Consider the following 13491-nt stretch of genomic DNA (forward strand, 5'->3'; position numbering starts at 1 on the left):
CTAGACAAAATGACACCAAATGAGTTTTACTATGATCAGCTACCCCAACAAAACAAGGTGGCTTAACTAGAGCGGAATATCACTTATAAATACGCTTTTAGTTGTTCAAACAAGTGGGACCACCTCTTATTATGTTAATTTAAGAGATATTTAATAATTACATACTCTAATTACTTAACTGCTTATTAGTTATATTTTCCAATTTTTCTCTAATAAATCTTTTTTCTGATTCTGCATCGGTATTTTCTAAAGCCTTGTTTAAATACTCTTTAGCCAATGATAACTGTCCTGTTTTCTCTTTATATTCAGCATACTCAATTAGTTCATATGGACTAAGTTGAGGCCGTTCAGAATCAATATAAACTTTTGTTATGCCCTTAATTCCAAACAATCCTGCAACAAATAGAATGAGTAGAAACCCCATAGGGATCTCTGAAAATGTATTATGAATAGTCTTAATGACATAACACGATGCGAATAAGCACGCAATAATTATAAAAAGTGCCCCTGGCAATACTGGGTCTGCTTTAATATTATCTACGATTTCATTTAAATTCGAGGTAACACGACCTACCGAGATACCTATGAAAATATAAGTAACGGGTAATAACCATTTTTTCAATTTTTCAGAGTTTAATCCAACTGCCAACCCTAAAGATACAATTGAAGCGATAGCTGAAACTATTGATAAAGCGTCCATAATTTTTTTATATAATTGAAAAATATATTTTGTTGATTTTTCTTAACTTTTTCAACCGTAAAAGACTACTTACTTAACATATGATTTTTTAAAGAAAGAAGCTTAAGCTTCTTTCTTTATTTCATTAGAATCAGTAATTAATTTTAATACTAATCTTGTCTTCTGAATTAGAGGAATTAACTGTATATCCTTTCTCTTTTAAGCTATTTTCTACAAAAGTTAACTCATTCTGATCAACAACTTTTGATAAAAAACTGACAATAACTTCAGTTTTTCCAACTTTAGAATTAGCTGAAATTATGTCCGCTATTGTTTTAAGCATTTCATCTGCACTTAAACTAAATTTTTCGGCATTTTCACGCGCTTGTTGAGCTGTAATTAATGACATTTTTCTTTCCTAATTGATTAAAAACTATCTAGATAGTCTAGTTTTAGTTATAGGAAGTCAATGCACAATTATACTTATACAACTACCAATGTCGCACCTATTTAACATAATGGGCGTTATACGAAACGCATATAAAAATAGTTTTATATTTCAAAAAGTTATGTTATAAAAAATCGGGGACGCAAACCCGAAAAGCCGACTTGGAAACAAGTCGGCTTTTTTATGAGCGGTTTTGATAGTTCTTGCCAATAAATTTGTTTAAAAAGTAATCAATTTTGCGATTTTTTAAATTTTATCAATGCGTGAATGTTCAAAATTATCCCCATTTCTTGTGGATAAATTTCAGGCACTTTGTACGCTTTAGCTTACTCAAATTCCAGTTCTTTGCGGCTATCAGGATAGCTAGAATATCCCTACGATAGATTCATACAGGAACAGGATGTTCCGGAGCAAAAAACAACAATGATAAGTTCTAACACTAGGATTGTGAGGTAGAGCAGCACCTACCAAAGATCGCACAATAAAAAACCCCGGCAGGATACCGGGGTTTTTTATTATTTAGATTTCTTAAATCAGCGTCGGGTGTGCCTTCCAGGATACGAATTAAAGTCGCTTAACATAACGTCAATAAATATTGAAAAAGTCATAAAATGTGCTATGTTTCACACTCTATTTTTTAGTAGTAAAATTTTTTTATTAAACTATTAAAAAATAACAGCAAGTTTTTAAAAAAACCATCTGTTTCATTATTAATAGGCCCTTATATGAAAAACTTTATCACTACAGCATTATTGCTTTCTTCTGGCGTATTTATAGCAGGACAAACAAATGCTTCTACTAAAACTGCGGATGCAACTTTTAAAGTTAAAATTGAAGTCGTATCAACATGTACGATCAGTGCTACAGATATCGATTTCGGTGAAGTAAATAGTGGTATGGCAGCAACAGATAAAACTGGTACTTTAAATGTAAAATGTACTAGTCAAACACCATACAAAGTTGGTTTATCTGGTAGTGGTAAATTGACCAATACGGCTGACTCTACGTCTAGCATTGAGTATAAATTATTTCAAGAATCTGGTGATACAGCGTGGGACAACAAAGATAATCTATATTCTGCAACTGGCGTAGGTGATGTACAGAATATTCCTGTAGTTGCTAAATTATTTGGCTCTACAAATGTACGCGCTGGTAACTATGCAGATACCGTCACCGCTACAGTAACTTATTAATTTTTATTATCGTAAAGAGTCCACATGAAAAAGCCAGCCAAATTCTCTCATGTGTTCCACATTTGTGGTACAGGAATCTTGGCAGCTAGTATTTTTATAACACAGGCGCATGCTGCCAGTTTGCAAGTTGCGCCTATTTTATTAGAATTCTCACAACAAGAAAAAGTCAAAGAACTTTGGTTGACCAATACAGGTAATGAGAGTATTCGTGCACAAGTGCGAGTGAACGCTTGGACACAAAGCAATCAACAAGATATTTTAACAAACTCTAAAGATTTAATTGCTAGTCCTATGGTCATTAGTATTCCTGCCGGACAACGGCAATTGGTTCGATTGATCCGCAATACTCAAATAGCAAATACGACTGAACAAGCTTATCGCCTCATCGTGGATGAATTACCTAACTCCCAGACTGATGTACAAAGTGGTCTACAATTGTTACTCAAATATTCCATTCCTGTTTTTTTAAAAGTATCGGACAGTAATGATATAGATCAAGGCATAACATCCCTGCAAGGTATGAGCTTTAAATATAATACGCAAACACTAACAATCAACAATCAGTCTAGTCATTATAAGCGCTTTAGTCAGTTTTCCTACATGGATGCGCAAGGCAAAAAAACACCAATTCAAATGGGATTGATGGGTTATGTACTTAGTGGGAAAAGCATGCAATGGAAAATTCCAAATAATATAAATGTTACGCGTGGCGGAAAGTTTATAGCTGTAGTTAATATGGATCTTCGTGAACAAACTCTACCATTATCTCCCTGATACAGAATAAGCTTTAGGTATAGGGAGTTTCTGATCATTGAAGGTTCGAGCAAGCAATTTTATACTTGCAGGAATAATGCTGGTCACAGCACCGACAACATTTGCAGAACAATACTTATCCAATAATATAGACAGTGCGATTCAACAGGAATTGTATTTGGATGTAGAAGTAAATCAGTCTGCACAGATTCAAATTGGTCATTTTTTACAACAAGATCAGCAACTCTATATTGATGTAGCTTCCTTAAAAAATTTCGCCATTACTGCCGAGATAACACCAATCATAATTGATCAGGTACCCTATATCGCACTTGATCAGATTGTAGGGCTAAGCTATAAATATGACGACCTCAATCAAAAAATTTCAATCCAAGTACCTATTACACTGTTAAGCAGTCAACATCAATATGGCTATCAGCATCTGCCTGCTGCAAAAGTTAATCCATTGCATGAAAAAACAGGTGTCTTGCTCAATTACACTGCCTTTGCTCAGCAGCATGAGAATATATTTTCTTTAAATGGTTGGAATGAATTCCGTGTTTTTGGGCTATTTGGTGGGGTATTCAGCCTTTCTAGTAGCTACCAATATCAAGATAATGCCTTTATAAATCATAATGTACTGGATACATATTGGGAAAAAGATATCCCAGAACAATTGCTTAGACTACGTTTAGGTGATGCACAAAGTAATGCACTGTCATGGACACGCTCTACTCGCTTGAGTGGTCTTAGTTTATCGAAAAATTTTGCTTTACAACCCTATACCGTGACGACCCCCTTAATGAGTTTTAAAGGTCAGGTAGCATTGCCTTCACAAGTAGATTTAATAATTAATGGTATTAAGCAGGCTTCTCAAGATGTCGTACCAGGACAATTTGATATTCAATCAGTCCCCAGTATTACAGGTGCAGGCAATGCACAAATGGTCATTACAGATATTAATGGTCAACAGCAAGTACTGAATATTCCCTTATATGGTACGAATAATCTACTCGCAAAAAGCTTAAATGACTGGTCTTTTAATGTAGGTTATCCAAAGTTAAATTATGGCTTATCTTCATTTGATTATGCACAAGATCCTGCATTTAGTGGAAGCTATCGTTATGGAATATCAAATAAACTTACTCTGGAAACACATACTGAATTGACCGATCAATTGCAACAGGTAGGACTAGGCACACTTTATCAATTAGGCAAACGTGCAGGACAGCTTAATCTCTCTTATGCTTATAGTCGTACACCTGAGCAATATGGACAATTATTAGGCCTAGGTTATAGTTGGAACTCTACATTAATAAGTTTAAATTATAATGGGCTACGACAGTTTGGTGAGTTTAATGATATTGCTAGCTTGAATGATGCGGCATTTGCCAGTAGGTCAGACCAATTTTATATAGGTTTTAATACTAAAATTGGTCAGTTGGGAAGTAGCTATATCCAGCAAAAATATACGGAGCAAGAGAGTAAGTTTGTATTGCTAAACTGGTCTTATATCTTGCCGCAACGTATGAACCTAAATTTAGGTTATACGCATGATTTAATTAATAAGAAAGATAGTTACTATCTATCACTTAATATCCCTTGGGCGCAACGCAACTCAGCCACAGCATCAATACAGCGTAGTCATGATAACCAACAGTTTGGTGTCAATATAATGCATGCGCTAAATCAAGATCAGGGAGGGATGGGATGGCAAGCCATGGCCAATCGTACAGATCAATACTCACAGTTTCAGGGGCAGATCGACTATCTCGGTCGCTATGGGTTAGCACAATTAAATGTGCAACATACAGCATCAGACCAACAAAATAATACCAGTGCATTTGCCTCAGTCAACGGAGGGTTAGTTATTCTAAAAGACGTGATACTACCCACGCGTTTGAGTAACGGTTCATTTGCTATTGTCTCAACAGATAATATTGCTAGCGTACCGGTGCGTATGGAGAATCGTTTGATTGGTAAAACTAATCAGAAAGGATATTTGCTATTGGATCGTCTAAATCCATATCAGCATAATAGTGTAGCAGTTGATACCCTGAACCTACCCATAAATTTAAAAATAGAAACAACACAGCAAGATGTTGTACCTCGTCAGGCAAGTGGTGTATTCGTTCGTTTTCCAATGTATCAAGTGAAATCCGTTCAATTACAGGCAGTCGATGATCAGGGAGAGAATCTAGCAGTGGGTAAATCTGTTTGGGATATTCAACCATCAATACAGCAGCCTCCTAAAACCATTGTAGCTCATGATGGTATTGTATATTTAGATGATGTGAAAAATAATAAATTATATATTGGCGATGAGCTTAAGCAATGCCAAGTGAATCTTCCTGAAGTTTCCACTCTTGAAGGTTTTAGCGATTTAGGAAGGGTGGTATGTCAATAACTCATCAATTTAACCGAATCAAAGCTTATGGCCTCATCAAGCGTTTAGCTTGTATGAGCTTATTGTTTTTAGCTTATAGCATATGCTCTTCATCTGCTTATGCAGAGAGTTGCTGGGTAAGTGGAGGTAATTTAAGCCTAGGCACAGCGAACATTCAAGGCTCGATGACAGCTTCTACGGATATTACCGTAACATGTAATTCAAACTGGAGTCAGCCCGTGACATATAAGATATGTATGGTAGTTGATAGTATAGATCCAGCGGCTAAAGATCCTCGCACAATGATTAACTATGATAACTATCCTGCTTCCTTATTAAATTATAACTTATATTATGATGTCGCACGAACACGCAAGATACCAAACTCAGACGCTAAAAATACAGCTCAGTGCCAGTCTGTTCAAGTAGGTGCTAATACAGGAAGTCCGAGTACATTAGTCAAAATGTATGGTCAAGTTCTTGCAGGACAAAATGTACCTGCCGGCTCCTATAAAACCAATAGTACTTCCATAAAGTTATACTATGCTTATCGCTATGGCTTAGAAGTACCTTCAGATTTAGAAGCTCTAGCTAGTCAAAATAGCTCAACTAACAATATAGTCGTCAATTCTAACTATGAAAATAGCTGTTTGATTTTATCTGCATCAGATATAGATTTTGGTTCAGTGGAGCTATTGAATAATACTTTATATCGTTCAGGGACTATTCAATTAGCATGTCCAATGGGTACCAATATGAAGGTAAGTTTAAATAATGGTCTAAATCCATTGGGCTCACAAAGACGTATGAAAAATTCTTTAGGAAGTTATATTCAATACGGTTTATATCAGGATCCAAGTCACTCGAACATTTGGCAGGCGGATACTTCATATTCTCTAACCCACCAGACTATCCCTGTTTATGCGATGGTCCCATCGCAAAGCATTAGCAGTATAGGGAAATATTCCGATACCATTACTGTGACTTTAACTTATTAGAAAACTCTATATTTAATAGGTAATCGTAGCAGTAACTGTATCTATATATTGACCGGCAGGAACGTTAGTATCAGGCACTTTCCCCCAAATGGTAATATTTTGAGTTTGTCCTGTACCGTGTTGTGAAAAAAGATTTTCAGAGCTGTTTCCCCATTCTTTGCTCATAGATGCATCTTGATAAAGTCGATATGAAAGCTTCAAGGAAGCATCCTGAGTATTCTTTAGTGTACCATCACTATTTAGTGAAATATTGTAAGGCGTACCATTAGTACATGAAACATTTAGACTACCCGTTGCCTGGATATTTTGGGTATTACGAGAAATCGTACCAAAATCTATATTAGAAGTAGAACCTGTGCCGATATCACAAATTTCATTGACTTTTATTTTGACCTGAAACTGTGTGGACTGCCGGTCACTCATGGTATAAGCAGAGACTGAAACTACAGCTAGAATTACAAATGAATATTTAAAAATTTTCATTGAATGTGCCTATATCCAATATAGATAATTATATTAATCTGAATTGTAGAGAGTAAAAAGCTAACTATTTAAAGTAATAGTCTGGATTACGCACTAAATTTCATGATTCTAATCATATTATTCGATTTTACTCAACTATGCTGCCATCTAGTAAACAATTCAAAAATAAAAGGGCAAACAGGCTAGATTTAACATAAAAACTCTTATGCGAAATTCAGTTGTAACCCCCAAATAGAAATGTCCGGTTTACCGATTGCTCGACCTAAGATCTCAGAACATAAGAATTTGATGATCACCCTGGTTCTCAAAACTCGATACTTTATTGAAAAGTTCTATCGAGGCTTATAAGTCCCTGAAACAAAAAAAATGCCTGAACTTCAGGCATTTTTTACATCATTAATATCTACTAAAAAGCTTACAACAATCAAAAAACAAGAGTTTTATTCTTGTGAATACGACTTAACTTTTTCAAAAATTGGATAGAAATCTAATCCCTCATCTTTCATCGTAGAAATCAACGCAACGATTACAGCAATATGTGTAGGAACCACACCTTGTTTACTGTAATTCGTAATCGAATTAGGTTTCATATCCAATAAGGCAGCAAATTCCTTAATTGAAAGCCCTGCTTTACCGACAAGACGTTGAAATTCAGTATATGGCATTTAATTAAATTTATAGAAATGGTGTTTTGAGATTATAGCATAGGGTTATATTTACATAAAAACACATAAAATTATGTGGTAAACACATATTTTTCTGTGTTACAAATAGCTTATCAACTAGCCTATTTATCCTTACTATCGGAGAAATGTAATATGTACTCATACCCGGATTCAAACACTGAAAAGAAAATTGCTCTCATGATCATCAATGACTTTTTCATTCAAAAAGCACATGAACTGTGGATTTTTTTACAACTCGATCAGTGCTTTAATGATTATGAAGCCACACTGATTTGGACTCGACGTTATTTAGAGAAGCATCCTGAGTGTGAGTACAGCGATATTCAAAAAGCCTTTGTTTCTTGTTTCCCAGAACACTTCTTCAGCTTTGACTGTTAATTTATGAGAGGTACGGTAAAAAATCGGAATGGGTAAGTAAATCCCAAATAGAAAGAGCCAGTTCATACAACTGGCTTTTTATTGTCACGTATAAATCTAAGACTTTCTTTGAGCATACTAAAATTGATGTTCCACGGCATCTAAGACATTGATTTTTGGTTCAGGATTGGGGCTGCCATGACGTTACTTTAGGGTGTACTCTAAATTTACATAACATCTCTTATGCGAAATTAAAGTTCCAAGCTAAAAACTTTAACAACCATTCTTTATACAAATAAGAGTCGTGATAGTCCAAACAATAATTATCTATATTCTTAGTGACTTTCATACTTAACTTACTTATATGAACTCAACTCTCTCAACGTTCACCATCACCCCTTCGGGCTGATGGTGAACGTTGAGAGAGTTTCGGCAATACTCACCCTAAGAGCTAGCAAGAATTGCTAGCTCTTAAAGTATTACCGAATACCAATTTTGGGCTGACGGAGCCACGCATCGGTCGTCACGGCAGTAGGTAATTGTGCTTTCCTACATAGGCTGAGATTACGATTCACACACCGCATCGACACGTTCTCAAACCGAACAGACACTTTTCTCTGTGAGGGTTTCCCCAACATACAACTTAAAGCTTTTCTGAACTACTCATCACGTTGTTGCTTTGTCGATATTCCCTAGTAACAACTTAATCAGTGGTGCGCTAGCGTCGCTTAATCCTTCCACCCACACCATCAGAACCCACAAAATATGTAGATTGAGCAAATCCTAGCAAAATTTTAAAAATCAGATTTCGTTTGGTTGGGTTTCAGCATATTTAGCTCATAAATAAAAATATTTAAGAACTAAAGTTGAACATCTGAAACATTTGATGACCTTTTCAGAGCGAATGAATAGAACTATTTTTTATCTAATTTTTTTTGTTTTAATATTTCATATTCAAATAACTGTTGACCGTCGTAACTGTAGGAAGCCAAACCGTCTATAACTTTAATAAATAATTCAATGTCCTCAAAATATGTAGATTCTTTTGTAGAAATGGCACTATAAATTTTTGTTTTAGAAACTTTTTTCCAAAAGTTCGCATTATTTACAATACTATTTGTTACCTTACTCTTATCTTTAGGTATTTCTTTATTTAGTTTCTTAAAGGCTGCTAACACTGCCCCGCCTAGCTCAAATTTAAGTTGATTCTCTGCTTTACGTTTTTTACCTTCATCCTTTTTTTGGATCTGACTTAAATAAAGCTCAAGATCCTTCAATTTCAGTTGTTGAGCCTTGAAACGGTAATAGCGCGTACACATCGTTTTTAGAATATTACGTTCAGCTAGATCTAAATTTCCCTTTTGATCATCCTGGTACAGATCTACGATTTTTTGTTCATATTCAGTTTTAAGAGGCAGATTATTCAACTCTTCAAACAGCAATTTCAACTTCAGATGTTCACGATAAGGTTTTAAAGCCTCTTTGACCAAGATCTGTTGAGCTTCAGACAACATATCAAAATTAAAGTCTTCAGTTTGTAGTGCAGTAATAACCTGATTTTGAAGTTCAGAACGATCCCTTTTCTCTAAAAGAAACTCAACGAAAGCATGTAACTCTGCTATTTGTAAAAGTTGAGCTGGTCTACCACGCTTTTTTGCTTTTTCTTGGGTCATATCATCTGCCGCCTAATTTTCAGAACTGCCCGATTTAAATATGGTTTTACCATATTTAAATCGGGCAGTCTGAAAATAATTAATTTAAATAAAAATATAAGTTTCTTGAAAAGAAATTATATTTTTATTTAAATTAATTCGCACTTGACAGTTTCTCTTGATCAGAGAAACTAGTACGCAATGGGGCGATTCCCCCTTGACCCCCTTCAACCGGATTTTTCAGCCATTGAGGCATTGCAAATCCGGACGGTTTTCATTCCGTTTCACTGCATAAAAACCGGTCCCAAACCAACAAAAAGGTGAACATGGCCAGCTACCATTTCAGTGTGAAAAGCAAAAATAAAGGTTATGCCATGGGCCATTACCTCTACATTGCCCGGCTAATGCAATATGAGCAAGTTCGCAAAAACACTAATGAGGTGCTGGAACATGTTGAACTTGGCAAATGCATGCCGTCCTGGGTGAAAGATCCGATTGAATTTTGGCAAGCCGCTGATACTTATGAACGAGCCAATGCCAAGGCCTACATGGAGTATGAAATTGCCCTACCGAATGAGTTTACGCCAGAACAGCGTAAAACGCTCATAGAGACGTTTTTTGACAAACACATAGTCCCACAGCAATATCCGCACTCATACGCCATACACAACGTAAAATCACGCATCAGTGGCGAAGATCAGCCCCACTGTCACCTGATGTTCTCTCTCAAAGCCAATGACGGTATTGAACGGACAGCCGAACAATATTTCAAACGCTATAACCCCAAAGAGCCAAGCAAAGGTGGTGCAAAGAAAATCCAGCTGCAAGATGGCCATGCAGACTATTCCACTTTTTTGATCTATATCCGAAAACAATGGGAAAACCATCTCAATGATGCCCTTGCACAGCACTGCCCGACCGTCACCTACACACTGGATGGCCAAGACATCACCATCAAAAATCAGGTTTCAGCAGACAGCTATGAAAAATATAACGAGATCCACAGCACGCTATACCTTCCAGAGCCAAAACTAGGCGTTGGCCAACAAAATGCGACAGCGGAATATCTCGCCCAAATCCAAAAAATCCGAGAACACAACCAGCAAGAACGAGAACTCGAAGAACGCCAAAAGCAATTAGATCAACAACATGAATATTTTTATAGTGCTGAAAACCATCCATTTTCATCATTGGAAGTGATGTATTACCTGAATTACTTAATCAAGAATGCAAAAAATAAGGACACACTAAAAAATGATTTGAATGAAATTATAAAAAACCAAGGTCCTATACTTCAAAAAGAAGGTTGGTCCATCCACGAAATGAATGAAACACTCGAAGATTCACGACGTAACGGCACCCCATGTTTTGAGTTTGAGGTACATTCCCGACCTGAATCCGTATTACCGATACAAAATACGCCTCCCAAACTTACTCAATCAGAACCAGTACAACCTAAAACTGATGATTATGATTACGGTGGTCCAGGTTTTTAAAATTATCTGGCTTTATTCAGGCCTTACAGAGCGAGTGTCTACGAGCGAACAGACTCAATTAAAATTTTCGCCATGCTTTTTCCCTGATTACAAGCTCCCCTTTGCTGCTGAGACTGAGATACAGAGCATCCCAAAGGGTGCGAACAGATTTAATTTGCATCTAGGTCGAGCGGAGCGAGCATAAAAAACTCATGAGCGAAGCGAATTCCGAGTTGCTTTTGCTTTTTTGAATTTATAACGAGATCAACCAAAAAATTGCCCCTTCGAACTGAGCGTAAGCGAAGTTCAATAGAGTTTGAGCGTAGCGAAAACCAAGGGCAATTTTTAAATTTGCTCTTTTTAAATATATTTTAAATCTTTTAAATCTTTTCAGTCCTCTGTATGCCTTATGCAGTAAAGGTTTCAAAGTTTAAATATGACGGATTGACTACTAACTATGACGGATTGACTACTAACTATGACGGATTGACTACTTAACTATGACGGATTGACTACCAACTATGACAAGTATATAATTGTCATATATTAAAAAATCAATGGTTTTGTTTTGAATAAAAATCACGTTGTAAAATCAAATCAAGTAATAGAAGCATCATATCAATTAAGTGCCGTAGAACAACGAATTGTCTTAGCTGCCATTTCACGTATTCCAAAAAATCAGCCTATTACAGATGACGAGCTATATCCTGTTAGTATCAGTGAGTTAAAGCAATTAGGTGTACATGAAAAAACAGCATACAGAGATTTAAAGGAAGGTATTAATAGACTCTATGAAAGATCTATTAACCTCAGTATTGATGACAAATCTATAAAAATGCGATGGGTACAAGAAATCCAATTTCTAGATAGTCAAAGTGTCATTGGGATTCGTTTTTCAAAACCAATTCTGCCTTTCATCTCTAATTTAAGTAGAGAATTCACCAAATATGCCCTATCAGACATCGCTGGGATCAATAGTGGGTACGGTATTCGTATTTATGAGCTACTTGTTCAATATCGACAAATAGGTAAACGTGAAATTTCAGTTGAGAATTTACGGACAATGTTAGAGCTTGGTAAAAAGTACCCTTTATTCGCAGATTTCAAGAAACGAGTAATTGATACTGCTATAGACCAAATAAACGAATACAGTCCTTTAAATGTCACTTATGAACAGAAAAAGACTGGTCGTAAAGTTACTAGTATTATTTTTTCATTTAAAGAAAAGGCTAAGAGTATTAGTCATCAGAATACAGATGTACCTAAAGAATTTTATAAACTAACAGATGCTCAAATTAATATGTTTGGAAATCAACTTTCTCGTTTACATGAACTATCACATCTAGCACTGCAAGGTGAAAGCTATGAGGATTTAGCTGTAACAATTAAAGATATGTTGAGAGATCCAAAACAGCAAAAGCAGTTTTTACCTCATCTAAAAAACTTAGGCTTTAAACCTTGAGTGTATTGGAGAATACACTTATTGTATTCTCCAATACGTATCGTGAATACACAGTAATACACTATGAAAACAAGTACAAAATACAGTATTAGTGATGCTGCAACACTGTATAAAAAATCTAGAGCTACTCTTTATAAAGATATAAAAAATGGGATATTAAGTCGTGATCATGATGGTTCTATCGACTTTTCAGAACTCCTCCGTGTATATGGAGAGCCTTTCGGTGGAAAACACTCAAAACACATCGAAACGTCTCCAAGACAAACCATTAATACACCTGAATACACAGACGATACAGTTAATCAATTAAAAAATCAGATCGATTTTCTAAAGAAACAGTTGGAAAAAGCAGAAGATAGGGAGGCTAAAGCAAATTCTCGTATTGATACATTATTGACTCTAATTGAAATGAAGCCAACAAAGGTATATCCAACGCAAGATCCTTCAACAACGCAATCTAATCCACCTCAAGTAGAGCATGAATTAACTGTACAAAAGAATAAATATGACGGATTGACTACTACTAGTAATCAAATAGAAAAACGCATTCCAGTTCCAGAGCATGTAGAACCAGAGCCAAAGAAAAGGGGCTTTTGGAGCCGTTTTTTTAGACCCTATGATTAACCACGATTGTTTAACTGATATGAACAAAGTTGTGGAACATTGATCAAATAATAGGCGTGGAACATGAAAAATCATAAAAAAAGCCCACCTTGGGGAAGATGGGCTATAAACTTAAAACTAAGACTTTGAAATCTAAAAAGAATTCTAACACATTTCGTATAAGGTGTATAGAGATGGATCCGTAAATTTGAACAACTCCTATAAGTGATATTCTGCTCCTCAAATGATGTTATAAACATCAATATATGGAGTATTTTATGGCACGTAGACCAAGAAGAAATCATTCAAATGATTT

Annotated in this window: 13 protein-coding genes; 8 read left to right on the top strand and 5 right to left on the bottom strand. The window is 35.7% G+C overall.

Annotated elements, in window-relative coordinates:
• Positions 1-166: 166 nt before the first annotated feature.
• Together FTV09_RS15040 and FTV09_RS15045 are read right to left on the bottom strand one after the other, a co-directional pair.
• Positions 167-700, bottom strand: coding sequence for a hypothetical protein (locus tag FTV09_RS15040; protein ID WP_180058765.1), 534 nt, complete (start codon positions 698-700; stop codon positions 167-169).
• Positions 701-830: 130 nt separating this feature from the next.
• On the bottom strand, positions 831-1088 hold the full coding sequence (locus tag FTV09_RS15045; RefSeq protein ID WP_180058766.1) for a hypothetical protein: 258 nt from the start codon (positions 1086-1088) through the stop codon (positions 831-833).
• 764 nt (positions 1089-1852) lie between these two features.
• On the opposite strand from FTV09_RS15045, the gene FTV09_RS15050 reads away from it, so the two are divergent.
• The 4 genes from FTV09_RS15050 to FTV09_RS15065 all read left to right on the top strand — a co-directional run bounded on the left by FTV09_RS15050 (position 1853) and on the right by FTV09_RS15065 (position 6457).
• Positions 1853-2320, top strand: a complete 468-nt coding sequence (locus FTV09_RS15050; RefSeq protein ID WP_218950188.1) for a spore coat U domain-containing protein — start codon at positions 1853-1855, stop codon at positions 2318-2320.
• Between the two features lie 24 nt (positions 2321-2344).
• A complete protein-coding gene (locus tag FTV09_RS15055) occupies positions 2345-3094 on the top strand; it encodes a molecular chaperone (RefSeq protein ID WP_180058767.1) in 750 nt (249 codons plus the stop codon).
• 76 nt (positions 3095-3170) lie between these two features.
• A complete protein-coding gene (locus tag FTV09_RS15060; RefSeq protein WP_180058768.1) occupies positions 3171-5480 on the top strand; it encodes a fimbria/pilus outer membrane usher protein in 2310 nt (769 codons plus the stop codon).
• Positions 5471-6457 carry a spore coat U domain-containing protein gene (locus FTV09_RS15065; protein WP_180058769.1) on the top strand — a complete coding sequence of 329 codons (987 nt, stop codon included), beginning with the start codon at positions 5471-5473 and terminating at the stop codon, positions 6455-6457. Before FTV09_RS15060 ends, FTV09_RS15065 begins: the two co-directional genes overlap by 10 nt.
• Positions 6458-6469: 12 nt before the next feature.
• Here FTV09_RS15065 and FTV09_RS15070 read toward each other — a convergent pair whose 3' ends face one another.
• Positions 6470-6940 (bottom strand): spore coat U domain-containing protein, encoded by a 471-nt coding sequence (locus FTV09_RS15070; protein ID WP_159138977.1) that lies wholly within the window; start codon positions 6938-6940, stop codon positions 6470-6472.
• A 440-nt stretch (positions 6941-7380) separates the two neighbouring features.
• On the bottom strand, positions 7381-7605 hold the full coding sequence (locus FTV09_RS15075) for a hypothetical protein (protein ID WP_004758944.1): 225 nt from the start codon (positions 7603-7605) through the stop codon (positions 7381-7383).
• A gap of 153 nt (positions 7606-7758) precedes the next feature.
• On the opposite strand from FTV09_RS15075, the gene FTV09_RS15080 reads away from it, so the two are divergent.
• Positions 7759-8004: a hypothetical protein gene (locus FTV09_RS15080; protein ID WP_004282220.1), complete on the top strand. Its 246-nt coding sequence runs from the start codon at positions 7759-7761 to the stop codon at positions 8002-8004.
• An 893-nt stretch (positions 8005-8897) separates the two neighbouring features.
• Here FTV09_RS15080 and FTV09_RS15085 read toward each other — a convergent pair.
• Positions 8898-9656, bottom strand: coding sequence for a hypothetical protein (locus tag FTV09_RS15085; RefSeq protein ID WP_180058770.1), 759 nt, complete (start codon positions 9654-9656; stop codon positions 8898-8900).
• Between the two features lie 305 nt (positions 9657-9961).
• Here FTV09_RS15085 and FTV09_RS15090 point away from each other — a divergent pair, with 305 nt between their 5' ends.
• The 3 genes from FTV09_RS15090 (at position 9962) to FTV09_RS15100 (ending at position 13196) form a co-directional block, all read left to right on the top strand.
• Positions 9962-11131: a MobA/MobL family protein gene (locus FTV09_RS15090; RefSeq protein WP_004728458.1), complete on the top strand. Its 1170-nt coding sequence runs from the start codon at positions 9962-9964 to the stop codon at positions 11129-11131.
• 547 nt (positions 11132-11678) lie between these two features.
• Entirely contained in the window at positions 11679-12572 is an 894-nt protein-coding gene (gene repM, locus FTV09_RS15095; RefSeq protein ID WP_092692898.1) for a replication initiation protein RepM, read from the top strand.
• 63 nt (positions 12573-12635) lie between these two features.
• Entirely contained in the window at positions 12636-13196 is a 561-nt protein-coding gene (locus FTV09_RS15100) for a plasmid replication DNA-binding protein (protein ID WP_180058771.1), read from the top strand.
• The last annotated feature ends 295 nt before the right edge of the window (positions 13197-13491 follow it).

Origin of the sequence: Acinetobacter sp. YH12227, from assembly GCF_013417785.1 — a bacterium.
GTDB classification, from domain to species: domain Bacteria; phylum Pseudomonadota; class Gammaproteobacteria; order Pseudomonadales; family Moraxellaceae; genus Acinetobacter; species Acinetobacter gandensis.